Below are 24,326 nucleotides of genomic sequence, written 5' to 3'. Positions count from 1 at the left end.
TAGATACTACTGCCAGCCAATCGGTACTTGTTGCATTTGGCTTAATCGCAGTCACTATTTTAACCGTTTCTTTATTACAATGAGAGAATTATGCATCTACATATTTTAGGGATAAGTGGAACTTTCATGAGCGCTTTAGCGCTCCTTGCTCGCGATGCTGGTCATACAGTAACAGGCAGTGATGCACATTGTTATCCACCAATTAGTGATTTACTCCGGGCAAAAGGAATTTCCTGGATTGAAGGATATGAAGATACTCGTTTAGCTTTAGAGGCAGATGTAGTGATTGTTGGGAATGCGATTAAACGAGGAATGCCCGTTTTAGAAGCAATTCTTGAGTCAGGTAAGTCTTATACTTCAGGGCCACAATGGCTTGCAGAGAATATCTTATCAAAATATCAAGTGATTGCTGTTTCAGGAACTCACGGTAAAACTACTACAACATCAATGCTTGCATGGATTTTAGATCAAGCTGGTTTAAATCCTGGTTTTTTAATTGGCGGAGTTTCCTCTGATTTTAATACGAGCGCGCGTCTGGGGAGTGGTCCATGGTTTGTAATTGAAGCAGATGAGTATGACAGTGCATTTTTTGATAAGCGCCCTAAATTTATGCATTATCGTCCGCGAATTGCTATTTTAAATAATCTGGAATTTGATCATGCCGATATTTATGCCAATCTTGAGGCCATTCAATTACAGTTCCATTATTTTTTACGTACTATTCCTGCCAGTGGTGTGGCCATTAAACCTCGTGATGATAAGGCTTTAAATGAAGTATTTGTACGCGGTACTTATTCTCGAATAGAGGATATCACACTTGCTGGTGCTGCTTCTTGGTCAGTACAATTACTCGAAGACAATGGAGCTTCCTTTAAAATAATGCATCATGGGCAAGAAGTTGCCGAGGTAACCTGGCCACTTATTGGCCGTTTTAATGTAGAAAATGGCCTTGCTGCTATTGCTGCGAGTGTGAATGCAGGAGTTGACCCCAAAATAGCGGCAAAAGCCTTAGAGAGTTTTACACCAGTAAAGCGACGTTTGGAAGTAAAATCGAATCAGCATGGCATTACTGTTTATGATGATTTTGCCCATCATCCAACTGCAATTACTCGAACTATTAATGCTTTGATACGCAGTAAGAAACATCAGCGTATTTTTGCTGTTTTAGAGTTTGCGTCATACACTATGAAAACTGGTGTACATGCTGCAGAAATGGCTACTGCATTAGCAGGCGTTAACGGCGCCTATGTTCTGAGGCCTTATGATTTTAATCTGCAAGAGACAATAAGCCATTGGACTTGCCCTTACCGTATTTGCCAAGATACTGATGAGATTGTGCGTGAAGTTTCCAATCATGTGCGAGAAGGAGATGCAGTATTGGTCATGAGTAATCGGGGTTTTAATGGAATTCATCAGCAACTAATCCAATCTATTGATAAGCGTTTTACTCTGTAATCTTTTGTACTATCGAGAGAGGTTTAATATTCATGTACAAATAGCAAAGATTCAAAATACAAAAAAAGAAAATTGAATTTAAGCTTGGACTCTTAATCATTGTAGTATAGATGAATGAAATCTTAATGGAGTTTTTAAAAAATGTTTGGTAGCTAACTCCAAATGGACATTATGATGGGTTGGATCTTTTAGAATTCAGAAATGAGTGAAAAGGAGGTTATATGATATTTTTATCAGAATATGAGAAGAGCATAAAAGAAATTGCCGCTATAAGTAGTTGGTATTCAATAAAGCTAGGGCGATATACAATAAAAGATCCAAATAAAGATATTTCTTCACAAAGCAAAAAAAAAACTAGTCTTGAAGTTTTAATTGGGCGTGTAAATAAATTTATTATTACAGACTGTGACACTGTTCATGTTACTGCTCGTGACGTATTTTCAAATATAACGAATCAGTTACGTCGACAATATCTAGACGTAAAATGTACTCCTGAAGACGAAGCTACAGCTTCTTTATATTTATTAGGTGCGTTGATTCATCGTTATTTGAGAATAAAAGAATCATGCAATTACTCTCTTTCACTTTTTAGATGGTTTTCCAAACCGAAGAACAGCGACTTATATTTAGGTGTATGTGCTGCATTAGAAGTCACCAAGAGAGCACTCGATGATTATACAATTTATACTGGCTTATCAGCATTTCGTATGCTTATGTATGCGGATGTTGAATATGAAGAAACTATTGACGCTACGAAGACAGTTGTAAAAAAGCCTAAATATAAGACATTTGTACATTTTAATAACGATCCAAATTTTCAAACACATTTAGACGATTTAATTAACAGTTATAAGATTCGTGGCGCTGAAGTAATTTTTCAATTTAATGCTATTTACTTTATAGATTCATTGGCTAAGCAGCTTGAGAAAGATCGGATAATATTTGAAGAGGAGCTTAAGCAATGGCGTAAATATTTAGAGAGTCAGAGCAAGGAATTTTATCAGTTAAATTACCTGACTATAAAAAAACATATCAATGAATATATTCAGGAAAAATTAGATTGTATTCACAGGATAGGTGATCCAAAAGAGAATGAAAAAGCGCAACAACAAGCCTATACCTATATTGTCACTAAAGATAAGTTATTGTTTTTAGTCGGTCATATATATGAGACTCCTGAAATATGGAAAAAAATAAGCAATTTTCCAGACTTTTTTGATGCTCTAAAAAAAGCCAACATTACTAACAACCGTTTAATACTTTGTGGTGGTTACTCATTATTATTAAAGAGTAAAGAATGGTTAAATGATAAAAGCATTAATTCTGATGTGTTACATCAAATCGAAGAGTCTATAAGTCTTGAGGAGAGTCTTACTGAAGAGGAACATTGTGATTGCACCAAGAAGCTCCGGGTATATGTTGAGTCTGAACTACCGCCTGTTTTAAATTGTGATTTTTTTGATGGCCGTGGGAAAATGTTGACTATTTTGACTAATGTTACGAGCAAGTTATCTCAAGCAATGAAAGAGCAACGGGAAAAAGAGAGGCGGGAAAAAGAACTGCAGGAAAAGCGAGCAAAAGAGCAACATGAAATTGTTCCTGAACCCGCTTTGGCATTGGAAAGTCCGTGTACGTTTCGTTAGCACGGACTAAAAAGGAAGTTATTTGGTGCTAAATTGCATTAAACCATCTTTAAAGTCTACTTTAATGGCCTCTCCAGATTTAAATTTTCCAGCTAAAATTGATTGTGCTAATGGGTTTTCAAGTTGCTGTTGAATTGTGCGTTTTAGCGGTCTGGCGCCATATACAGGGTCAAAACCTGCTTCAGCTAAATGATTTAATGCATTGCCATTGACATCAAGGAGAATGTCTTGCTGTTGCAATCGCCTACGCAAATACTCGATCTGGATCTCTGCAATTTTGGCAATTTGTTCTTTGGCTAACGAATGGAAAACAACAGTATCGTCAATGCGGTTGATAAATTCTGGTCTGAAATGCTGAGTGACAAGCTCCATGACAGCATTTTTAACCTCCTCATAACTGGCTTTATTACCCATTTCCTGGATAACATGCGAACCTAAATTCGAAGTCATGACAATGATCGTATTGCGAAAATCAACTGTACGTCCTTGACCATCGGTTAGACGCCCATCATCCATTACTTGCAATAGGATGTTAAAAATATCGCTATGCGCTTTTTCCACCTCATCAAGCAAAATCACTGAATAAGGTCTACGGCGAATGGCTTCAGTTAAGTAACCTCCTTCTTCGTAACCTACATATCCTGGAGGGGCACCAATAAGTCTTGCTACGGAATGTTTTTCCATGAATTCAGACATATCAATGCGGATCATGGCTTCTTCCGTATCAAAAAGATAAGCGGCCAAAGCCTTACAGAGTTCGGTTTTACCAACCCCGGTAGGACCAAGAAATAGAAAGGAACCAATAGGACGATTAGGATCGGCTAATCCTGCACGTGAACGGCGAATGGCATTAGATACTGCCTCAATCGCTTCATTTTGGCCAATAAGTCGTTTGTGTAACACTTCTTCCATTTTGAGTAGTTTTTCTTTTTCACCTTCCATCATCTTGGACACAGGAATGCCAGTCCATTTGGACACCACTTCGGCAATTTCATCCTCAGTGACTTTATTTCGGACAAGCTTGGTTTCATGTTCTTCACCACTACCTACTTGTACCAGACGTTTTTCTAATTCAGGAATGCGTCCATATTGTAATTCAGACATACGACTTAAATCTCCTGCGCGGCGGGCAGTTTCCATTTCCAATTTTGCTTGCTCCAATGCTTCTTTAATTTGCGTTGCTCCTTGCATGGTTGCCTTTTCTGCTTTCCAGATCTCTTCTAAATCAGAATAATTTTGTTCTAATTCATCAATCGTATGCTGTAAATCGTCCAATCTTTTTTTAGAAGCTTCGTCATGCTCTTTTTTTAATGCTTCACGTTCAATTTTTAATTGAATTAAACGACGTTCTAATTTATCCATGCTTTCGGGTTTGGAGTCAATTTCCATGCGAATAAGACTACCGGCTTCATCAATTAAATCAATAGCCTTATCAGGCAATTGGCGATCGGTGATGTAGCGATGCGACAGTGTTGCAGCAGCAACAATTGCAGGGTCAGTAATTTCAACCCCATGATGGACTTCATAGCGCTCTTTTAAACCACGTAAAATAGCAATGGTATCTTCAACATTTGGTTCATCAACCAAAACTTTTTGGAAGCGTCGCTCTAAGGCGGCATCTTTTTCAATATATTGACGGTATTCATCCAAAGTGGTGGCACCGATACAATGCAATTCTCCGCGGGCTAAAGCGGGTTTTAACATATTACCGGCATCCATTGCACCTTCAGCTTTACCTGCACCAACCATGGTATGAAGTTCATCAATAAAGAGTATGATCTGCCCTTCTTGTTTGGAGAGATCATTAAGTACTGCTTTTAGCCGTTCTTCAAATTCACCACGGAATTTTGCACCAGCGATTAAAGCTCCCATATCTAAGGAAAGTAAGCGTTTATTTTTTAAACCTTCTGGTACTTCACCATTAATGATGCGTTGTGCTAACCCCTCGACAATGGCTGTTTTACCAACACCAGGTTCTCCAATTAACACAGGATTATTCTTAGTGCGGCGTTGTAATACTTGCACCGTACGACGAATTTCATCATCACGTCCAATAACGGGATCTAATTTACCTTGTTCAGCACGTTCCGTTAAGTCTAATGTATATTTTTCTAAAGCTTGGCGCTGCTCTTCTGCATTTGGATCATTGACGTTTTCACCGCCACGTATTTCGTTAATTGCATTTTCAATAGTTTTGGTTGTGGCACCTGCCTCTCTAAGCAAGCGTGCTAAGGGACTGCTTTCTTCATTCATAGCGGCTAAAACAAATAGTTCACTGGAAATAAAATTATCTTTTTTTTGCTGTGCCAATTTATCGGTAAGGTTTAATAGTCTATTTAATGAGTTTGAAATATGCACCTCACCACCTACACCTTCCACTTTAGGGAGTTTATCTAAAGCCTGATCTAAAAGTGTTCTTAACAAAGGGATATTTACACCAGCTTTACTAAGTAAGGGACGGCAGCTACCTCCTTGCTGATCCAGAAGCGCTTTCATTAAATGTTCTGGCTCTATGAAATTATTGTCTCTTCCAAGAGCCAAAGATTGCGCATCAGCTATAGCTAATTGGAATTTTGAAGTTAATTTATCCATTCTCATAATGATCACCTTATTTTATGGGTGTTAATTCTTGCTTATCTACCGTAGAATGGGGTTTAATTTAATTATTTCAAGTAACTTAATTTATATGACAAACAATCTTACTACTAATTCTAATCCTGATTCTCAAGCTTTGCTTAATCAAATTATTATAGATTACATCAAAGAGCAAAAACGCAAGCGCAGATGGCGTTGGTTTATGCGCATTATTTATTTGTTAATTATTGCTTTTGTTGTATATCAACTTTTTTATAGCGGTAATGAAGAAACAGGTTCCAATACAAAACCTCACGTTGGTTTAATCGATATTAATGGTGAGCTTTTTGATGCGAAGCCTGCGAATGCAGATGACTTTGCTAAGGGCATAGAGGCAGCATATAAAAATTCAGGGTTAAAGGCATTAGTAATCCGTATTAACAGTCCTGGAGGCAGTCCGGTACAAGCTGAATATATGTACAATACCATCAAATATTATCGAGAAAAATATTCAAATATTAAAGTGTATGCAGTATGTATGGATTTATGTGCCTCAGCTGCTTATTATGTTGCGGCTGCGGCTGAAGACATTTATGCCAGTCCAGCGAGTATGGTTGGTTCTATTGGAGTGATTTATAGTGGTTTTGGATTTGTTGAGGCAATGAACAAAATCGGTGTGACTCGCAGGCTGCAAACAGCTGGGGCTAACAAGGGCTTTTTAGATCCATTTTCTCCTGACAGTGATTTTCAAAAACAAAAATTACAAGTGATGTTAGATGACGTACACCAGCAGTTTATTAATCGTGTTAAAGAGGGACGAGGGGATCGTCTACATGTTGATAATGATACCTTTTCTGGTTTGGTTTGGACTGGTGAACAAGCATTACCCATGGGCTTAATTGATGGATTTGCCAGTAGTGGTCAGTTAGCTCGTGATGTAATTAAAATCGATTCGATGATTGATTATACACATAAACAAAATTTGTTTGATCGTGTGACTAAGAATTTGGGCACTGCAATGGCTGATGAGCTACCCCTAAGTTTAGGGATTAAGCCTGGTTTGCGATAATCGTATGTTAACTTGACGGTGCCTTAATCAAATTCTTATAACTATATAATTTTTTTTGAGAAGGATTTTGAGGATAGAAAAATGAGACTAGTACAGTAGATATTCATTGGATACATATTGCATAAGGATATGAATATGAAAAAAAATTCTTTCAAAGAATTCCTGTATATCGGTGCAATGATATTATTATTCCTTGTAACGACTCATGTCAGTACACGGTATGGCAATCGCACTTAATTTTGAAGGGTATTAAAAATTAAATAGTTCGCGCAAGCGCTCATTCACGTGAACGTTTGCGTGCCCGCTTGCGTCCCCGAAGTGATTCGAGCCATTTTGATCAACATGGAAACGATTCGTAGTAACAAGTAACATGATGTTAAGCTTATATTTTCATCGATTTTTGCAGTATTTGCTCCTTATTCCATAAACACTTTATTCAATGATATTGCGCCTTCATGTGCAATTATTCGATAAGATGTTCTCATTGCTATGGACCCATCATTTAATCCATTATTTAGCTCAGAAGAAAAACCTCTCGTTTTATCTATTGTATTTTGCCCTGTTACCGAATAAGTATAATTTATTTTAATAAACCAGCTTGAGGAAAGATAATATGCATAACCCGTTTGCACTGCGCCACCCCATAGCCATCGAGAGCGTGAAAAGCCATCAAGATCACCTATATAATATGCTGATAATGTATCAGAACTAGAATATGCTTTGTATCTGGTCTTAAATACAGAAGGACCACCTCCTAAATAAAGGAAACTTTGTTTAAAAAAACGTCCAATAAATACGGGTAGTATTAACTCATCATTAACTTTGAGTTGCAGTCCATTGCTTTGGAGTACGTCAGAAGTATTGGCTGCTGCATTAATTAAGTTAAGACGTGTGCCACGATTGTAAGAAGTTTTTTTTATCCGCGAATATTGGTATAAAAATTCAATCCCTAATAGCCAATTACTTTGGTTAAGTCGCTGGAAATAACCTGTTTGCACTTCTGGTGAAAAAGCTGGTTTGGAAATAGCATAAGAGCCTGTTTGAGCAGAAAATATACCTAAAGGTGGAGGACCATCAATCACATTAAGTATTCCTTCACCTGTTGCATTATAACGTATGCTATTGTAACTTCCGCCAGCACCAAGAAAAAAACCTGTTTTCAATGTGGGTTCTACTGTGCCCATTGCGCCGGCGTTTAATGATGAGCAGAAAGAAAAGAGACTCATACTGGAAATGAGCCAACAAAGATGTTTCATACTTAATCCTTTATTAATAGTAACAATTGTTCGCATTATCATTAGGGCAATTACATGTTCCAGAAAAAGTGATTTGCTGCTGAGCATTAATTGATTTCACTGTACTGGTGCAAGAAGGATTCCCTCTAATTGTGATCTTCGCTCCAGGAAAGATTAAATATTGAGGCCAAGGCGCATCCGCTAAAGGATCGGCGGTGCCTTTGCTACTGATGGTAACATTTGCAATTTTCCGGGTGATGGGATTAGTTTGCGTGATAATTAATGTATAAAGTGTACCAAATCCAACAATGGTGAGTAATGCACCACCTGAAAAGCCTTGGCAACCGAGATTATTTCCTGGTGAATAACTTGTGTTTGGCAATAAATTGACATTATTAGGTCCTTTCAAATTGCAGTTGTAGTCAAACATACCATAATAATCTTCCATACTGGTGCCGCCTGGCATCTTAGCGGGTTCATCATAGGCTTCAAAAACTAAGACTCCACTATTATTGCTTGGTGTGTTCACGAATTGATAAAGCGCAGTTAAATAAGTAGCTTCATTAGCAATACTTGGCATGCAGTGAGTACCACAGGCATATCCTGGGTTTGTGGTTCCTGCAGAAGCCCAACCGGATTCAGCCATTAAAATACTCCGTGGTGGGGCATAAAAACTTTGTTGTTCGACTTGATAATAGTCCCAGCCAATCGAATTTATCACTGAAGAGCTACTCACGGTTTGTACTGCTTGAGCTACAGGAACTCCCCATTGAAAAGGATAAGGGTCAAATCCTAATGGTGCTGAAGGGTTATAACTATTTACTAAAGTGCTAATGTCACCGGAAGGTGGGGCAATTAAATCACCACTGACTAGAGCAGAGTTGACTGGGATACTAGGTGTTATACTTTGTAAAGCACTTACGGCTTGTGTCAAATAAGTAATATTACTGTTGCCTCCTGGTCCGCAGGTATCACAATAATTTTCATGACCTGCCAAGATTAGTGTGACAGTATTGTTAAATTTGGCTGCTCCTACAGTATGAATCACTGTTGTTAATAGATTTGTTGCGGCATTGATGTCTGCAGTGGAACCAGTTTGAGGAATTACTGCCTCATAAATTACATGCATACTTAAAGCATTGGCTTGATTGATCAGATCTACCCAAGAATAGTCAGTCGTTTGATAGGAGCGAACTGTATTAAATCCTGCTGCTTTTAATTGCGATAATTCGGCATAGATGTTTGTTATTGGAGTTTTTTGATTCATTCCCACATAAAATACATCGTGATTATTTAATGTATTTCCTGAAGGATAATGATTGGGTTGATAGTCTACGCCAATTAAGCCAGTCCATGAAGTTGCGGGAAGCGAAGTTGAAAAGATGAGGAATAATGAGCTCAGTATTGGGGCTTTGAAACGCTTCATTGAGTATACCTTTACGTCTTATGTTAACTTTGTCATCTTGATGTATGAAGATGACGTTCCTTGTGATGCATTCAGCACATTGGTTGTGTTGTGAAACATTTCAGCATCAGCTGCACACTCTACCAAATGCGATGACTTTTTGCTAATACGTTTTTCAGTGCGCATTGCATATGCGCGTTAATAACTCACGTGTCATAGCTTAAATTTTAAAGCATAAGATATATATACTCCGTGAGCTATTACCAGTAATGTCATTAAATTGTAGATTTCAATGTTGGAGATAATGTTTGTAATAATGACTTAAATACTTTAGGTGTTCCGGCAACTACATCGCCATGCTTTAAAAAATCATCACCACCATAGATATCACTGATTAAACCACCTGCTTCACGAATAATTAACGAACCCGCAGCAATATCCCAAGGGCGCAAGCCTAACTCCCAGAAACCGTCTAAACGACCACTGGCTACATAGGCTAGATCTAATGCTGCTGAGCCTGTTCTGCGTACTCCGGCACATTTGCCAAATAAAGCTTCAAATGTAGGTAAATACCGTCGACCAATGCTCGCATCGCGAGAGGGGAATCCGGTTCCTAATAATGAAGTGCTTAATTGAGTTTGTTTGGAAACACGGATTCTACGATCATTTAAGCGAGCCCCTCGTCCACGGCTTGCAGCAAAACATTCATGACGTAATGGGTCATAAATCACACCATGCTCAATACGACCTTTGATTTTTAAAGCAATAGATACTGAAAAAAAAGGAAAGCCATGTAAATAGTTTGAAGTTCCATCCAGGGGATCAATAATCCATATTGAGTCTCCATCACCCTCTTGAAGTCCGCTTTCTTCAGCAAGAATTCCATGTTCAGGATAGGCTTTATGGATGGTGTTAATAATTGCTTGTTCGGCCTTGATGTCTACTTCGCTGAAAAATTCAGTGCTACTTTTAGCAGTGACTTTTAAATGATCTACTTGTTCCATGTGACGAATAATGATGTCCCCGGCTTGGCGAGCCGCATTCACTGCAATATTTAAAAGTGGTTCCATGGAGTTTCTCGTTAAAATTACAAAACCGGCAATTCTATCATACTTTTTTTATGCAAAGGTAAGCATTTTCATTGAAAACTTTAGTTTTATTTTAATGCTGTTCTAAAAAGGATTTTGAGTGAAGAACCAGTTAAATGCTATTATATAAAGATTGTTTGTATTAAGTTAAGTCTTTTTTATGAATTTAAGTTCAATTCGCATCATTTTGGTGGCAACTTCACATCCTGGTAATATTGGTTCTACTGCTCGTGCTATGAAAACCATGGGATTGCAGTCCCTGTATTTAGTGACACCTAAATCATTTCCTGATCTTAAAGCTAAGGAAATGGCAGCTGGAGCTGATGATCTTTTAGCATCGGCGATGATCACTGCAACTTTGGAAGAAGCTTTGGCTGGTTGTCAATTAATATTAGGAACTAGTGCACGACCAAGAGGCTTATCTTTACCTGGGTTAACACCTGCTGCATGTGCTGATTTAGTCAATAAGCAAAGAGATTCAACGCAAATTGCCATTGTTTTTGGGCGTGAGCATGCAGGATTAACTAACGAAGAACTGCTAAAATGTCATTATCACATTCATATTCCAAGTAACCCTGAGTACAGTTCTTTAAATCTTTCGCAGGCAGTACAAATTGTTGCTTATGAGCTGCGCATGAAATTATTAGCACCCAAAGCCGAAGTTGCCTTGCGTACTGATGAATACGCTACAGCGGATGAAATTGAGCAATTTTATGAGCATTTAAGAGAAGTATTTATTGAAATTAAATTTTTAAGAGAGGCCAATCCGCGGCGGCTCATGCAACGGGTGCGCCGTTTATTTAATCGTGTGAATTTGGAGAAAATGGAAGTTAGTATTTTGCGAGGAATGTTAAGCCAGGTACAAAAATCATTAAAATGGGCTAGTAAACGAGGTGGGGAGTGAGTAACATAATTAAAACACCTATTTATTTTGATTATATGGCTACCACGCCGGTTGACCCGCGTGTTATTACACATATGGTTCATTATTTAGGTCCTGATGGCGATTTTGGCAATCCAGCTTCAGTAACCCATGATTTTGGCCGTGTTGCAGCTTTGGCTGTGGATAAAGCGCGTACACAGATTGCTGATACTGTTCATGCTTGCCCACAAGATATTATTTTTACTTCCGGTGCTACGGAAGCAAATAATCTTGCTATTATTGGCGCTGCTCATTTTTACCAAAATAAAGGCAAGCATTTAATCACTATGAGCACCGAGCATAAGGCAGTTTTAGATAGCTTTAGCCACTTGGAAAAAGAAGGTTTTACAGTCACTTATATTGATCCTGAACCTGATGGCCTGCTAAATTTGCAAAAATTAGAGCAAGCTTTACGCACAGATACTATTTTAGTATCTGTGATGCACGTTAATAATGAAATTGGTGTGATTCAGAACATCGCTGCCATCGGTGAGTTATTACGTAATCAAGGCATTATTTTTCATGTGGATGCGGCACAAAGCATAGGTCGTCTTCCAGTGGATTTAAGTCAAATTTGTGTTGATTTAATGTCCTTTTCAGCACATAAAAATTATGGTCCTAAAGGTATAGGGGCTTTGTATGTACGTCATAGGCCAAGAGTTCGTTTACAACCGCAATCCTTTGGAGGAGGGCATGAAAATGGTTTACGTTCGGGGACTTTAGCTACACATCAAATTGTTGGCATGGGAGAAGCTTTTGCTTTAACTGAAAGCATTCGCGAAGAAGAACAAATACGTATCTTAGGTTATCGCCAACGGTTATGGAATGGGATTAAGCACTTACCCGGAATTCAGCTGAATGGTCATGAGCAGCAGCGTATTGCTGGAAATCTAAATATTAGTTTTAAAGGTTTAGATGGTGACTCTTTATTGTTGGCATTGAGTGATTTAGCGATTTCTACCATGTCAGCCTGTAGTTCGGCCAGCATTCAACCTTCTTATGTTTTACGTGCCATTGGTTTGAGCGATGAATTGGCACAAAGTTCAATACGCTTGTCCATAGGGCGTTTTACTCAATCAGAGGACATTGAGCATGCGATTAACGTAATCTGTATTCAAGTGATTCGTTTACACGAAATAGCACCATTATGATGTATAATAATACAGTATACGATTGTTTTTTTGCTCCAAAACATGTCGGTGTGATTGACCCAAACCATGAATTGACTGTGTTTTTTAAGAATAGTCAAAAAGGTCAGGGGCATATCGAGTTGTATATGCAGTGTGGTGAAGATAGAATAATCAAAAAGATATGTTTTAAAACCAATGGTAATCCTTATTTGATCGCGGGCTTAGAATGGATTTGTCGTCAATTAGAAGGCCAATCTGTGGGGCAAATAACTTCTGTAGAATACCAGGTATTGGTAAAAGAGTTAGATATTCCTGTATCACAATACTCTTTAGCAGTAAGGATTGTTGGCGTTTTAAAAGAGGTTTTAAACTTAATGAAAAACCGGTTGGCCCAGGAGGGGCAACATTTATAGAGGTATAAATTATGAGCGTAGTAATGCAGAAAGCATTCAATGAAACAGTCCCTGAAATTAGCTTTACTGAATCTGCAATTAAGCATTTAGTATCTTATTTACAACAAAATGCGCAATATGCTGGAGTCCGTTTGTCAGTTAATAAAACAGGATGTTCTGGTTTTTCTTATGTTGTTGATTATGTTGTATCACCTGCAGAAGATGATTTGATGAAGCCTTTGCATGAGAGTTACGTTGTTTGTATTGATAAAGGAAGTTATCCCTTTTTGAAGAATATGAATGTTGATTATATAAAACAAGGCTTAAATTCTCGTTTTGTCTTTAATAACCCTAATCAAACCGGGCAGTGCGGGTGTGGAGAAAGTTTTACTGTTGATTAATGGACTTGCGTATTAAATTAGAGACTGCAATAACAATCTAAAAGCTTCTATATCGGTAACGGGATCCAGTTTTCTGCCAGTATGCTCATATCTTGCATTCTCAGAAGGTGTGCCAGGCTTATTTTCAAGCAGTTGAGGGATTAAATGCTCTTGTGCTTCTTTGGTAAATTGTCCTTGATATTAAGTATGGGATAGGTCTTTTCAATTGGAAACCACATTTGCATGTTTTGCATCATCAGCAGTTTCAATTACTATAATATTTATCTTTTAAAGAGAATTGTTTATATTATAGCCATTATTATTGGTTTTCTTTGATATAGCTCATATAAACACCTTTTCTAGACAAAAAGAGTATATGAAATTCTTTTTATATCAACGAGTTATTCTTTTAATCTCCTTCCATTTGCAGTTTTTTGTCCCGTACAAAGTGGTTTTGTACTAAAAAGGTTTTTTTCCACATTTTCAGACCACTTTGTCAATGACTTTCCATTTTCTTGAAACAACATGGTTTCATGATTTTCTGCGATTGAATGCTTAAGTACCCATTAAAAAATAACTCCCCCGCCATCTCTTGCTACACTCTGTATGACGGGGAGTTAGAGAAAAAATGAAGTGATTTTTTATAAGCAAATTTTTTCTTTAAGAAGAGGAACTTAGTACAAGAAAATAACTGAATGAGCATAAAAAACTTAAATAAATACATAAATAACCTTGGGATTTGCCTTAATCAATGATAGAATTTTTCCTTCTTAATATTTTCTTAATAAATGAGTATCATTAAAACAATGTTTACACTCTTTGAGATGTTTGATACTATATAGACCATGATGTTTGGTATGTGTTTGTGCTGAGCATAATTTAATTTATTCTAATATGTACTAGGAGGCTTTATAATTATGAGTACAGATGTTGCTGTGCAAAGCAAAGAAGCGCTTTCGCATCAAGTAATTCATGCTGTTAAAGGATACTTAACCAGTGTTAATAATAAAGATGCTAATTTGAACTTATATCAATTAATCGTTGAAGAAGTTGAAGCACCTTTATTCCGTACTGTTATGGAATTAACTCGCTATAATCAATCTAAAGCTGCTCGCGTACTTGGTGTAAGTCGCGGAACGCTACGCACTAAGTTAAAGCGCTATTTTGATGACGAGTTTATTGGCACTCGCGATTTCTAATTTGATGTGTTACAGATATTTTTTTGCGTTTTAATCTCTAGTTGTTGTGGTCTTTAGCTGGGCACTCTGTTATTATCGATAACAGAGTTGGTTAGACAATCGCTCTTTGCTTTGTGCAAGGGGAGGAAAGTCCGGGCTCCAAAGGGCAGAGTGCCAGGTAACGCCTGGGAGGTGTGAACCTACGGAAAGTGCCACAGAAAATATACCGCCTCTTTGAGGTAAGGGTGAAATGGTGCGGTAAGAGCGCACCGCGCGACTGGTAACAGTTGTGGCAGGGAAAACCCCACTCGGAGCAAGACCAAATAGGAATCCATGTGGCTGCAAAGCCACAATGTGTGGCCCGCACGGGATTCGGGTAGGTTGCTTGAGGCATACGGTGACGTATGTCCCAGATGAATGATTGTCCTTGACAGAACCCGGCTTATCGACCAACTCTTCTTCGTAGCCATGTAAGTTACAATGAGCTTAAGATTGAGCCAGGTACTTTTTCAATAATTGACTCACTATTTCAGGATCTGCTTGCCCTCTAGTTTGTTTCATTATTTGCCCCACAAAAAAAGCCAGTAATTTTTCTTTACCTGCGCGATAATCAGCAGTTTGTGCAGGATATTTGGTGATCAGTTCCTGAATCATTTCCTCTAATGCAACAGTATTATCCATTTTTTGCAAGCCTTCACGCACAATAATGGCATCAATATCTTCTTCACCAGCCCATAAGAATGTAAAAATCGTACGTGCATTGGTTAATGATATTTTATTTTCATGGATTCTTGTGAGTAAATCAGCCATTAGTGGCGCAGACACGCGTAGAGACTCAAAGCTTAATTGTGCTTCATTGACTGCAGCAGCGTATTGGCCTTTTAACCAATTTACAATCATTTTTTCGGATGCGGAAGTTAACGTTTTTATTGCTTTATAAAAATGATAGATTGCCGGGGCAGAAAGCAGAAAATTAATATCTTCCTCTTTTAGATTCGGCGTTACCTGCAAGTGTTTATAAATTGTCTGAGGTAATTCGGTTAAATTATTCTTAATTATCTCGATATGTTCTGTAGTGATGGCAATGGGCAGCAAGTCAGGATCTGGAAAATAACGGTAATCGTTTTCATTTTCTTTCTCGCGCATGGGGTGAGTGCTGTTCGTGTCTGGATTATATAGACGAGTTTCTTGAATAATTTTTTGCCCACTTTCCAGCAGATCCTGATGTCTTGCTTGTTCATATATAATCGCTTTTTCAATAAAACGAAATGAATTTAAGTTTTTGAGTTCAGTGCGGGTTCCCAATACCAAAGAGCCTTTAGGTTTTATTGAGATATTTACATCGCAACGAAATGATCCTTCTTGCATGTTCCCATCGCAAACTCCTAAGAATTGTACTAATTGGTGTAAAGTTTTTAAATAAATAACCGCTTCTTCAGCACAGTACATGCATGGGGCAGTAACTATTTCTAATAACGGAGTTCCTGCGCGGTTTAAATCGATACCGCTAAAACCTGGAAGCACACCATGTAAGGATTTGCCCGCATCTTCTTCTAAATGAGCACGGGCAATTGCAATTTCTTTGTTACCGCCGTCAACTAAGCGAATAGTCAATTGGCCATTAGAAACAATTGGTTTTTGAAATTGGCTAATTTGATAACCTTTCGGTAAATCAGGATAAAAATAATTTTTACGCTCAAAAACACTGTGATTATTAATCTGTGCGTCAATAGCCAAACCAAACTGAATTGCCATAGTGACGGCCTCTTGATTTAATACAGGAAGAACACCAGGAAAACCTGCATCAATAAAACAAGTTTGTGAGTTTGGTGCAGAACCAAAGGCAGTTGAGGCACCGGAAAAAAGTTTGGATTTTGTTTTTAATTGAGCATGAACTTCAAGACCAATTACTGTATCCCATTCCATAGTCCACCTCTATTGCTTTGGTCTGGCTTGGTGCCAGTCGGTATGTTGTTGGTATTGGTGCGCTGCGTTTAGTAAACTTTGTTCACTGAAATGTTTGCCCATTAATTGCATTCCTATTGGTAAGCCATCAGCAAAACCCACGGGTATGGAAATTGCTGGCAATCCAGCAAGATTGGCGGCCACTGTAAATACATCAGCTAAATAGTTTTGGATGGGGTCGGCAATTTTTTCTCCAAGCTTAAATGCTGTAGTGGGTGTGGTAGGACCCAAGATGAGATCAACACAGTTAAGTGTTACCAGCAATTCTTCCTGGATTAAGCGGCGAATCTTTTGTGCTTGGAGGTAATAGGCATCAAAATAGCCGGAAGATAAAACATGGGTTCCCGTGAGAATGCGACGCTTTACTTCAATACCAAATCCTTCAGTACGCGAATTGCGAATGAGCTCCATCAAGTTAGCTGCCTTGGCACTGCGATGACCAAAGCGTAGGCCATCATAGCGAGAAAGATTGGAGGAGGCTTCTGCACAGGCGACTACGTAATAACAGGGGACCCATAAAGGTTGTAATTTTAATTCCAAAGGAACAATGACAGCACCTAAGCTTTTGAAAATACTCACAGCAGTAAGTATGGTTTGTTGAATGCTTTGCTCTACCTCTGGTTGAAAAAAACAAGAAGGTAGGCCAATGCGTATTTTGTCTAAAGGCTTATTTAATTGTTGCATATAATCAGGAAGCGGGCTTTTCACAGATGTTGAGTCTTTAGGATCAAATCCTGTCATAGTCTGCAAGATAATTGCCAAATCTTCAGCACTTTGTGCCATGGGACCAGCCTGATCCAGACTGGAGGCATAAGCGACCATGCCATAACGAGAAACCAAACCATAAGTCGGTTTGATGCCGCTGATACCACAAAAGGCTGCAGGTTGGCGAATGGAGCCTCCTGTATCTGAACCGATAGCAAAAGGAATCAGCCCTGCGGCAACTGCTGCTGCGGAACCTCCAGAGGACCCTCCAGGAACACGTTCTTTATCCCAAGGATTTTTAACTGAACCAAAATAACTGTTTTCATTACTTGATCCCATAGCAAATTCATCCATATTGGTTTTGCCTAATAAAATGGCACCATTTTCTTTTAATTTGCTAAATAGGGTGGCTTCATAGGGCGCTTTAAAGTGTGCGAGCATTTTTGAGCCACAGGTTGTATTCATAGTGTGGGTACAAAAAATATCTTTTAGGGCCATCGGAATGCCGGTTAAGCTTTTACTCTTACCTTGATTTATGTCCTTGTCAGCTTTTTGCGCTTCCTGCAAGGCTTGCTCTTCATCCAGACTAATAAAGGCATTTAAATCCTGATGCTTATTAATTTGTGCTAAATAGTATTGAGTTAATTCTACACTGGAAAATTGGCCTTGTCGTAAGGCCTGAGATAATTCTTTTAAAGACATTTGTTCCATAGTTATTGTGTCTCATCGATGACTTGTGGCAGGAGATAAAGATCTTTTTCAAACAGCGGAGCCAAGGCTTCTAATTGTGTTCGGCAGTCCTCTTCGGTAATAACGTCTGGCCTTAGGCGCTGCTGCAAGGCAAGGGGATGAAATAATGGGGCAATATCGGTGGTATCTACTGCACGTAACTGGTCCACAAAATCCATAATTTCATTGATTTCTTGCATTAATCGCGGGCGGTGATCAATATTCGTATCTAAATAAGCAAGCTGTGCGATTTTTTCCAAATCTTTGAGGGAGATGGTCATAATATGCGTCTCCAAAACCTAAGCAATTTATTATATCCAGGATGAGAAAAGATACAAAGAGTTTATCTCGTTTCACAGTTAAAGCAATATTATGTAGAATGATGATTAATCTCTAATCATTTAGTCGAGTACTATATTATGTTACAACACGTTAAAACAGAGGGAGGAATTTTAGTTGAGGTAACTCAACAGGCGTTAGATTATCAGCAAGGCATTGAGCACCTAATTGAACATTTAGATTCACAACGAGGAGCGTTATTTGCTTCTAGCTTTGAATACTCCGGGCGTTATACATGTTGGGATATTGGTTTTTATAATCCTCCTTTGGTACTGACTTGCCGACATGGTTTAATTGAGATGGATGCCTTAAATGTACGTGGTCAGGTACTTTTATCGTTTATTATTCCTCTTTTAACAATGCAAAATACACTGGAAATCCTATCACAAAATCAAGAGCAGATATGTATTAAAATTAAAAAATCAGAGCATGTTTTTAGTGAAGAGGAACGCAGTCAACAAACTTCAGTATTTACGATAATTAGGTTGATACTTGCTTTGTTTAAAACAAATGAAGAATCTTATTTAGGTTTATATGGATCGTTTGGTTTTGATCTAATTTTTCAGTTTGAAGAATTAGAGCGTCATAATCCTCGCGAGCAAGCTCAGCGTGATATGGTTGTTTATTTGCCTGATGAAATTTTTATCGTAAATCATCGTAAAGAAGAGGCCTTTGTGCGTCGTTATGAATTTGCATTGGATAAGCAAAGCACACAAGGTTTGCCTAGAGAAGGTAAGGCTCTTTCTTATCGGGCTTTGTATAAGCCAGAACAGGCTAGTGATCATACTCCTGGAGAATATGCTCAAGTAGTGCGTCAGGCTAAAGAGCGTTTTGCTTGTGGGGATCTATTTGAAGTGGTTCCTAGCCAAACCTTTTTTACACATTTTGAAGACCAGCCATCCGTATTGTTTCGCAAAATGCGACGCTTAAATCCATCTCCTTATGGTTTTTTAATTAATTTAGGAGAAGAAGAATATTTAGTGGGAGCCTCACCTGAAATGTATGTGCGTGTACAGGGAAATCGTGTAGAAACATGCCCGATTTCAGGTACCATCCGTCGCGGTGCTGATGCAATTGAAGATGCGCAAAATATTCAAGTTTTACTTGATTCGAAAAAAGAAGAATCTGAATTAACCATGTGTACTGATGTGGATCGCAATGATAAATCCCGAATTTGTGAAGCAGGAAGCGTTAGTGTAATTGGTCGTCGCCAGATTGAAATGTATTCACGGGTGATTCATACGGTGGATCATGTTGAAGGCATATTAAGAAAAGGCTTTGATGCTGTTGATGCTTTTTTAACCCATATGTGGGTTGTTACCGTAACTGGTGCGCCGAAAATTTGGGCGATGAATTTTATTGAGCAGCATGAAAAATCTCCGCGTAAATGGTATGCAGGAGCAGTGGGTTGGTTTGGGTTTAATGGGCATTTAAATACCGGGTTGGTGTTAAGAACTGTACGCATTAAGCAAGGTATTGCTGAGGTACGTGTGGGAGCTACCTTGCTTTATGATTCTGTACCGGAATCTGAAGAGCAAGAAACACGTTTAAAGGCTTCTGCTTTTTTAGATATGTTACAAAATGAAGAGTGTAGTTTGAAAAATATCACCGCCTCTTTACCTCACACAGGAAAAGGGCAGCAAGTATTATTGATTGACCATCAAGACTCATTTGTCCATACCTTAGCAAATTATCTACGTCAAACTGGAGCTGAGGTGAGCACGGTTCGTTTTGATAAGGCTTTATATTATTTACAAGCCCATGATTATGATCTAGTTGTTTTATCTCCAGGACCGGGAAAACCTGGTGATTTCAACTTGTCACAAACAATTGAAGCGGTAGTTGCACGCGGTATTCCTTTATTTGGAGTTTGTTTAGGTTTGCAAGGTTTAGTGGAGCATTTTGGCGGTAAGTTGGATGTTTTAACTTATCCCATGCATGGTAAACTGTCGACAATTCAGGTATTGAATAAATCTGGCTTATTTACAGGTCTAGGAGATAGTTTCAATGCGGGACGTTATCATTCTTTATATGCACGTCATAACGCTATGCCTGAAGAATTAGTAGTGACTGCAGTGAGTGATGATGGGGTAGTTATGGCTATTGCTCATCGTGATTTACCTATTTACGCGGTGCAATTTCATCCAGAGACTATTTTATCTTTGGTGAATCAAGCGGGATTAAAGATTATTACCAATTTAATGGATATGGTGAGGCATGCATAAAAAACTGTTGATACTGTATGGTGTCGCTATTGTTTTGGGAGTTTTTGTTGGACTTTTGGGCTCTGCATTTCGTTTATCTATTGATGTTTTGGACTCTTTATTAGTTCATTTTTTTCATTTTGCGGCAGGTCAAGGTTGGCATACAGGTTTATTGTCTGGTTTGCTTTCCATGTTATTGGTTGGTGCTGGCTTTTTAGCAGTGAAACATTGGGCTCCGGAAGCAGGAGGAAGTGGAGTTCAGGAAATTGAAGGAGCCTTATTACATCTTAGGCCGGTACGGTGGCGACGCGTACTGCCAGTAAAATTCTTTTTTGGTATTTTAGTATTGTCGGCCAAAATGATTTTAGGACGAGAGGGGCCGACTATTCATATCGGTGGTAATTTGGGAGAAATGTTAGGCAGTGTTTTTTCCATGACCCGGCGTCGACGTGATAGTTTGATTGCTTCGGGAGCGGCGGCCGGCTTGGCCGTGGCATTCAATGCTCCTTTAGCTGGTGTGCTTTTTGTTATGGAAGAGATGCGTAATCAATTTAACTATTCATTCACTAATTTTAGTATGGTAATAATTAGCTGTATTACTGCTACAGTAATTTTAGATTTGCTCATAGGGGGAAAAGCAACTATTCAAATGGATGTATTTCAACTTCCTGAATTAGGTGCTTTATGGTTGTTTGTCGTTTTAGGAATAGTGATTGGTTTTGCTGGGCTTTTATTTAATAAAGTACTTATGAGTTCTTTATATTGGATTGATAAATTGTCTTCGCGTGCAAAGTTAGTGTATGTACTTTTAGTGGGATTCACTATTGGCGTATTGGCTATCTATTATCCTGTTGTCACCGGTGATGGCATGGAAATTATTCATCAGTCTTTATATCTATCTGTAGGATGGGATATTCTATTGCTTTTATTTATTCTGCGTTTTATTGGTACAATGGCGTGTTATTCCACGGGGGTTCCTGGAGGGATTTTTGCCCCGTCGCTAGCTTTAGGTACTTTATTAGGCCTAGCCTTGTTCCAAATACTTACCTTTTTACATCTGGAAAGTTTAACACATTCAGGTATGTTTGCTGTTGCAGGTATGGCTGCATTTTTTGCGGCAGTTACTCGCTCACCTATTACTGGAGGTGTTTTGGTGGTTGAAATGACGCAAAATTATTCATTAATTTTTCCAGTAATGATTACCTGTATTGCAGCAACCATTGTAGTGCAATTGACGCATAATGGGCCCATTTATGAATTACTGTTGAGACGTACTTTATTAAAGGATCGAAGATGAACTCTGGGTTTAATTACAGATCTGAGGCAAAAGCAAACCAGGATCTTATTTTTGAATAAGCTAAGAACAGAAATCCCTAAACACTCAAAATTTCATTAGACCCTCATTTGAAACTTGAGACTCTTTTTCTTCAATATCATTATATTCACTCTCAGTGGTTTCACATTCAGGTAAAGAAATAATTAGTTCAATTTCATCTCCATCATTATTATCTTCTAATGACACATGTTTTTTCATCCGCTGAGTAGCATAAGAGAGATAAAAATTAGTTCCATCATTATCCATTTCTGCACGTTTTTTGGAGGAATTTTTATATTCTTTAAGCCATTTTTCAGAAAAATATTCCAGTTCATTCAGTAGTTGTTTATTTTGTTTAATCATAACTGAATCTTTCTTTGTTTCAGCAATTACAATGGACTTTTGTAAAATGCTATAGAGAGTTCTAACAGAATAGGATTTATCTTTATGAGTTAAGATAGTTTGTTCATCATTTGCTAAAATTGCTTCAATCACTTTATTGTAAAAGCTTGACTGAGAATATCGTAAAACATGAGGTGATGGCAGAAAGAAATTAACTACTTCTCCCTTTTCATTATAGAAAGCAAATATTTTGCAATAATTGTTTAATTGGTAGCTATCATTTTTTAATAATTCTTTTAAATACATCAAGCCTAATGTTCCGCATTCATCTACTCCAGCTTGAGCTAAAGGCTGCTTTTCTAAGCTCTTCCATCCTTCTTTAAGGATAAAATCCTGGGTATTAGTAAAGTAAAGATCTGTAATATCCTCTGTATCTAATGCTTTCTTTATTCCACTTTGATTAACTTGCTTTCCCCAATTAATAGGTTTGATAATTTTGGATGAGGTAATAATTAAAACTTCAAAATGGTCTTGATCCAATACATTACCATTAGTGAAAAAATAACCTACTATCTCATTCTCTTTTAGCTCTTTTTGAATAAATTCAATTTCTCGTGGGATGCTTTCACGCGATAGCCCCTTATTCTCTAATATTTTTTTAAATTCTTTTTGATAGCATATTATGCTTTCATCAAATAAAAATTTAAATTCAGAGTTTCTAATTAATTCATTTAAAGAAATTTTTTCGATATTGTTTAATTGTCTTAATAATCCATTACAATCCAGGAAATTATTGTTTGATAAAAGTAGATAAATTTGACTAATATAATCTTTAAATTTGGGGTATTTTTCTGAGAATGAAAAAGGATATTCATATCCATTTTTTAACATATTAGTTTTCAGCTCCCATTGTGCTATCAAAAAAACGCTATATTTAGATTGATCATCTTCTAATTTAGAAAATATGAGCATTTCTTCTTCTCTTAAAGAAAGAATACTTTTTTTCCCAAATTCAGTTTCTCCATTTATTATTATTCTAATATTAAATTTATTAGAATAATGCTCTCTAATAATTGGTAAATCCCGTGATAATAAGGTGTATGGATCAGATGGAGATTTCATAAATTTTTCTTTATTATTTATGTATGTATCTCTATCTTCTATAAAAAATCTCATAATTATCCAATTAATTAATATATGTATATTATATATCTTCATTATTAACATTTTATTAATTATTTAATACATTGATTTGTCAAACGTTTTGGGATTGAACACCGGCTACGGTTCTCCCTTTGTATAATTTTTCTATTCTGGAACAGATTTCGTTACGTCATACCTATTGAGATTATTTGGAGCAGAATAATTGACTGATTAAACCCAATGTGATTTCCATTTTTTATTTAAAATATCACGGTGCCCCACTACCAAATTTCCAGACATTCTCCTCGGACGTTACCTAATCGTTTCATTTAATCCTTACAGTATCTAACACAAGATCATCTACAGAATTATTTGGAGAAATATCTTGATTATTTGCAGGAATGTCTGTGCGTATACTGTTTTTTCTATTTTCATGAAAAAATTTGTATGCATACATGGCGAATAAAAGAGGTATTTGTACAGTCAAAAACTGCTTAAAATTTATAGTATACTTCGACTGAACCTCATAAGTATTCTGAGTTTCTTCAGTATTGGTATTGTCTTTAGAATAAGGGTTTGTTCTTTTATTGATTTGCTCCTCAAGAAGTGTTCGTGCCAATCCATAAATACGTTGAGCTTCCTCTTCATAAATTACAGTGCAGTGATCAGGGTGCAGCATTTGATGTATCTGTAGACGAAAACGTTTGAGTTGCTCATCTGTTAATTTATCTAAATTGATGCCAAAGAAATTTTTATGCGTTATTTTTTGAAACCTTAAAAGATATTTTTTCCTTTCTGTGTCTGTGAGTTTCTCCCAATTTTTGGCAATATTTTTTATTTCTATGTTTAAGTGATCTGGGGAGTTATTATGTGGAAAAAAAAATCGTGTGCTTTTTGTTTGTGCTAACGATTTGGGCATTATTAATGGTGTGGCCTTAGGAAAAAACTTTATCATTCTATACATTAGATAGCCTCTATGCATGGAAAAAATCTATTTTACCTTGATATTGCTTGTTTTTCAATCAGATGGAGTTGTTTTTATATAAATACGTAAAGAGTTGTAACTCCCCAGGTATTTAATTGAGCTCACCGGGCTTCCCCTCTCCACCGCGC

At 37.5% G+C, this 24,326-nt stretch carries 19 protein-coding genes and 1 other RNA gene; 11 read left to right on the top strand and 9 right to left on the bottom strand.

Annotation, left to right across the window (positions count from 1 at the left end; translation table 11 throughout):
- Positions 1–90 precede the first annotated feature (90 nt).
- Both mpl and QM652_RS04170 read left to right on the top strand, forming a co-directional pair.
- The gene (mpl, locus tag QM652_RS04175) at positions 91–1,455 is read left to right on the top strand and encodes a UDP-N-acetylmuramate:L-alanyl-gamma-D-glutamyl-meso-diaminopimelate ligase (protein WP_415073153.1); all 1,365 of its coding nucleotides are present in this window, start codon (positions 91–93) and stop codon (positions 1,453–1,455) included.
- 221 nt (positions 1,456–1,676) lie between these two features.
- On the top strand, positions 1,677–3,098 hold the full coding sequence (locus QM652_RS04170; protein WP_415073151.1) for a hypothetical protein: 1,422 nt from the start codon (positions 1,677–1,679) through the stop codon (positions 3,096–3,098).
- Positions 3,099–3,116: 18 nt separating this feature from the next.
- Here QM652_RS04170 and clpB read toward each other — a convergent pair whose 3' ends face one another.
- Positions 3,117–5,696 (bottom strand): ATP-dependent chaperone ClpB, encoded by a 2,580-nt coding sequence (gene clpB / locus QM652_RS04165; protein ID WP_415073149.1) that lies wholly within the window; start codon positions 5,694–5,696, stop codon positions 3,117–3,119.
- An 88-nt stretch (positions 5,697–5,784) separates the two neighbouring features.
- Between clpB and QM652_RS04160 the strand changes: the two genes are divergently transcribed.
- Complete coding sequence (locus QM652_RS04160) at positions 5,785–6,741, top strand: S49 family peptidase (protein WP_415073147.1); 957 nt, start codon at positions 5,785–5,787, stop codon at positions 6,739–6,741.
- 416 nt (positions 6,742–7,157) lie between these two features.
- On the opposite strand, the gene QM652_RS04155 is transcribed toward QM652_RS04160, so the two are convergent.
- From QM652_RS04155 to QM652_RS04145, 3 genes are all read right to left on the bottom strand, one after another.
- Positions 7,158–7,997, bottom strand: a complete 840-nt coding sequence (locus tag QM652_RS04155) for an outer membrane protein (RefSeq protein ID WP_415073145.1) — start codon at positions 7,995–7,997, stop codon at positions 7,158–7,160.
- A 13-nt stretch (positions 7,998–8,010) separates the two neighbouring features.
- Entirely contained in the window at positions 8,011–9,402 is a 1,392-nt protein-coding gene (locus QM652_RS04150; protein WP_415073143.1) for a hypothetical protein, read from the bottom strand.
- 254 nt (positions 9,403–9,656) lie between these two features.
- Positions 9,657–10,451 (bottom strand): inositol monophosphatase family protein, encoded by a 795-nt coding sequence (locus QM652_RS04145; protein ID WP_415073141.1) that lies wholly within the window; start codon positions 10,449–10,451, stop codon positions 9,657–9,659.
- Positions 10,452–10,629: 178 nt separating this feature from the next.
- Here QM652_RS04145 and trmJ point away from each other — a divergent pair, with 178 nt between their 5' ends.
- The 6 genes from trmJ (at position 10,630) to rnpB (ending at position 14,932) form a co-directional block, all read left to right on the top strand.
- Positions 10,630–11,373: a tRNA (cytosine(32)/uridine(32)-2'-O)-methyltransferase TrmJ gene (gene trmJ / locus QM652_RS04140; protein ID WP_415073139.1), complete on the top strand. Its 744-nt coding sequence runs from the start codon at positions 10,630–10,632 to the stop codon at positions 11,371–11,373.
- A gap of 8 nt (positions 11,374–11,381) precedes the next feature.
- Positions 11,382–12,542, top strand: a complete 1,161-nt coding sequence (locus QM652_RS04135; RefSeq protein WP_415073205.1) for an IscS subfamily cysteine desulfurase — start codon at positions 11,382–11,384, stop codon at positions 12,540–12,542.
- Positions 12,539–12,934 (top strand): iron-sulfur cluster assembly scaffold protein, encoded by a 396-nt coding sequence (locus tag QM652_RS04130; RefSeq protein WP_415073137.1) that lies wholly within the window; start codon positions 12,539–12,541, stop codon positions 12,932–12,934. Before QM652_RS04135 ends, QM652_RS04130 begins: the two co-directional genes overlap by 4 nt.
- 11 nt (positions 12,935–12,945) lie before the next feature.
- Complete coding sequence (locus QM652_RS04125; RefSeq protein WP_415073135.1) at positions 12,946–13,314, top strand: HesB/IscA family protein; 369 nt, start codon at positions 12,946–12,948, stop codon at positions 13,312–13,314.
- 896 nt (positions 13,315–14,210) lie between these two features.
- Complete coding sequence (locus QM652_RS04120; RefSeq protein ID WP_415073133.1) at positions 14,211–14,492, top strand: helix-turn-helix domain-containing protein; 282 nt, start codon at positions 14,211–14,213, stop codon at positions 14,490–14,492.
- Between the two features lie 83 nt (positions 14,493–14,575).
- Positions 14,576–14,932: RNase P RNA component class A (rnpB, locus tag QM652_RS04115), an RNA gene on the top strand.
- Between the two features lie 25 nt (positions 14,933–14,957).
- Here the strand turns inward: rnpB and gatB are convergent.
- The 3 genes from gatB to gatC are packed head-to-tail and all read right to left on the bottom strand — an operon-like array spanning position 14,958 to position 18,151.
- On the bottom strand, positions 14,958–16,397 hold the full coding sequence (gene gatB, locus QM652_RS04110) for an Asp-tRNA(Asn)/Glu-tRNA(Gln) amidotransferase subunit GatB (RefSeq protein WP_415073131.1): 1,440 nt from the start codon (positions 16,395–16,397) through the stop codon (positions 14,958–14,960).
- Positions 16,398–16,406: 9 nt separating this feature from the next.
- Positions 16,407–17,852, bottom strand: a complete 1,446-nt coding sequence (gatA, locus tag QM652_RS04105) for an Asp-tRNA(Asn)/Glu-tRNA(Gln) amidotransferase subunit GatA (RefSeq protein ID WP_415073129.1) — start codon at positions 17,850–17,852, stop codon at positions 16,407–16,409.
- 2 nt (positions 17,853–17,854) lie between these two features.
- Positions 17,855–18,151: an Asp-tRNA(Asn)/Glu-tRNA(Gln) amidotransferase subunit GatC gene (gatC, locus tag QM652_RS04100; protein ID WP_415073127.1), complete on the bottom strand. Its 297-nt coding sequence runs from the start codon at positions 18,149–18,151 to the stop codon at positions 17,855–17,857.
- Positions 18,152–18,289: 138 nt separating this feature from the next.
- Between gatC and QM652_RS04095 the strand changes: the two genes are divergently transcribed.
- Together QM652_RS04095 and clcA are read left to right on the top strand one after the other, a co-directional pair.
- A complete protein-coding gene (locus QM652_RS04095; RefSeq protein WP_415073125.1) occupies positions 18,290–20,434 on the top strand; it encodes an anthranilate synthase component I in 2,145 nt (714 codons plus the stop codon).
- A complete protein-coding gene (gene clcA / locus QM652_RS04090; protein WP_415073123.1) occupies positions 20,427–21,710 on the top strand; it encodes a H(+)/Cl(-) exchange transporter ClcA in 1,284 nt (427 codons plus the stop codon). Before QM652_RS04095 ends, clcA begins: the two co-directional genes overlap by 8 nt.
- A gap of 84 nt (positions 21,711–21,794) precedes the next feature.
- Here clcA and QM652_RS04085 read toward each other — a convergent pair whose 3' ends face one another.
- Positions 21,795–23,246, bottom strand: a complete 1,452-nt coding sequence (locus QM652_RS04085; protein ID WP_415073121.1) for a hypothetical protein — start codon at positions 23,244–23,246, stop codon at positions 21,795–21,797.
- 292 nt (positions 23,247–23,538) lie between these two features.
- The gene (locus QM652_RS04080; protein WP_415073120.1) at positions 23,539–24,177 is read right to left on the bottom strand and encodes a hypothetical protein; all 639 of its coding nucleotides are present in this window, start codon (positions 24,175–24,177) and stop codon (positions 23,539–23,541) included.
- Positions 24,178–24,326: the final 149 nt, after the last annotated feature.

Origin of the sequence: Legionella sp. (assembly GCF_047605385.1) — a bacterium.
Taxonomy (GTDB): domain Bacteria; phylum Pseudomonadota; class Gammaproteobacteria; order Legionellales; family Legionellaceae; genus Legionella.
This window is presented reverse-complemented; position numbering and strand designations above follow the sequence as displayed.

What these genes read in the sequence shown, in the direction of transcription:
- QM652_RS04125 (WP_415073135.1), top strand. Translation starts at nt 12,946, where the DNA reads ATGAGCGTAGTAATGCAGAAAGCATTCAATGAAACAGTCCCTGAAATT.
- QM652_RS04155 (WP_415073145.1), bottom strand. Translation starts at nt 7,997, where the DNA reads ATGAAACATCTTTGTTGGCTCATTTCCAGTATGAGTCTCTTTTCTTTC.
- gatC (WP_415073127.1), bottom strand. Translation starts at nt 18,151, where the DNA reads ATGACCATCTCCCTCAAAGATTTGGAAAAAATCGCACAGCTTGCTTAT.
- QM652_RS04120 (WP_415073133.1), top strand. Translation starts at nt 14,211, where the DNA reads ATGAGTACAGATGTTGCTGTGCAAAGCAAAGAAGCGCTTTCGCATCAA.
- mpl (WP_415073153.1), top strand. Translation starts at nt 91, where the DNA reads ATGCATCTACATATTTTAGGGATAAGTGGAACTTTCATGAGCGCTTTA.
- QM652_RS04085 (WP_415073121.1), bottom strand. Translation starts at nt 23,246, where the DNA reads ATGAGATTTTTTATAGAAGATAGAGATACATACATAAATAATAAAGAA.
- QM652_RS04170 (WP_415073151.1), top strand. Translation starts at nt 1,677, where the DNA reads ATGATATTTTTATCAGAATATGAGAAGAGCATAAAAGAAATTGCCGCT.
- QM652_RS04150 (WP_415073143.1), bottom strand. Translation starts at nt 9,402, where the DNA reads ATGAAGCGTTTCAAAGCCCCAATACTGAGCTCATTATTCCTCATCTTT.
- QM652_RS04160 (WP_415073147.1), top strand. Translation starts at nt 5,785, where the DNA reads ATGACAAACAATCTTACTACTAATTCTAATCCTGATTCTCAAGCTTTG.
- clpB (WP_415073149.1), bottom strand. Translation starts at nt 5,696, where the DNA reads ATGAGAATGGATAAATTAACTTCAAAATTCCAATTAGCTATAGCTGAT.
- QM652_RS04130 (WP_415073137.1), top strand. Translation starts at nt 12,539, where the DNA reads ATGATGTATAATAATACAGTATACGATTGTTTTTTTGCTCCAAAACAT.
- gatB (WP_415073131.1), bottom strand. Translation starts at nt 16,397, where the DNA reads ATGGAATGGGATACAGTAATTGGTCTTGAAGTTCATGCTCAATTAAAA.
- QM652_RS04145 (WP_415073141.1), bottom strand. Translation starts at nt 10,451, where the DNA reads ATGGAACCACTTTTAAATATTGCAGTGAATGCGGCTCGCCAAGCCGGG.
- QM652_RS04095 (WP_415073125.1), top strand. Translation starts at nt 18,290, where the DNA reads ATGTTACAACACGTTAAAACAGAGGGAGGAATTTTAGTTGAGGTAACT.
- gatA (WP_415073129.1), bottom strand. Translation starts at nt 17,852, where the DNA reads ATGGAACAAATGTCTTTAAAAGAATTATCTCAGGCCTTACGACAAGGC.
- QM652_RS04080 (WP_415073120.1), bottom strand. Translation starts at nt 24,177, where the DNA reads ATGTATAGAATGATAAAGTTTTTTCCTAAGGCCACACCATTAATAATG.
- trmJ (WP_415073139.1), top strand. Translation starts at nt 10,630, where the DNA reads ATGAATTTAAGTTCAATTCGCATCATTTTGGTGGCAACTTCACATCCT.
- clcA (WP_415073123.1), top strand. Translation starts at nt 20,427, where the DNA reads ATGCATAAAAAACTGTTGATACTGTATGGTGTCGCTATTGTTTTGGGA.